This window comes from Mesorhizobium sp. M7A.F.Ca.CA.004.12.1.1 (genome assembly GCF_003997835.1).
GTDB lineage: Bacteria > Pseudomonadota > Alphaproteobacteria > Rhizobiales > Rhizobiaceae > Mesorhizobium.
Window position 1 is genome coordinate 1 of sequence record NZ_RZRK01001424.1, and the last position, 644, is coordinate 644.

At 63.2% G+C, this 644-nt stretch carries 1 protein-coding gene; it reads right to left on the minus strand.

Annotation, left to right across the window (positions count from 1 at the left end; translation table 11 throughout):
- A partial coding sequence (locus EN984_RS36825) for a diacylglycerol kinase family protein (protein WP_281057396.1) occupies positions 1-287 on the minus strand: 287 nt, incomplete at its 3' end.
- Between the last annotated feature and the right edge of the window lie 357 nt (positions 288-644).

Here is a 644-nt window from a genome sequence, read left to right on the forward strand (position 1 = left end):
GTGGTCCGGCCGCTTTCCCTGGCCGCTTGCAGCAGCCCGTCGGCCACTTCGCTGGCGGTGCCGTCGCCGCCGGCCGCGATCACCAGGTCGAAGCCAATCATCGCGAGATCGATTGCCAGCCTTTCGGCGTCGCCTTCCGCTTGCGTCTCGCGCAGTTCGAATTCGCCGAAATGCTTTTTCAGCGACACGGCGACATCAGGCCAATGCCGTTTCAGCCGGCCCCCACCGGCAATCGGGTTGAGAACCACTCCAACTTTCAAATACCCGCCCTCCCCGGCGCCGGACATGCAGGTCCGATCCTTTGCCGGCATTGAAGACCGCACCGGGCGGCAGGGCAAGGCCGAATGTCCGCCGATGAGGCCCATCGTGGCGGACAGGAAAATTTCGTTATCCCAGCTTGATCCCCGATAATCCCGTTATCCACAGGCCTCCGGCCATTCCCCAGGACCCTTACCCGGCGTACGTTAAACCCATCTCAGGCGGCTACCGATCATCAAGCCGAAAGGCGAAGTGAAAGGCGGATTTCCTGAGGCCCGTACGGCCCGAAGCGAGAGCAGGCTTGCCTGTTTTGAGGGACGGAGCCGAGACCTACGGGGCCGCGGAAAGCGTGCCAACGCCTACGGCGGACCGATGCTGCCATGAAG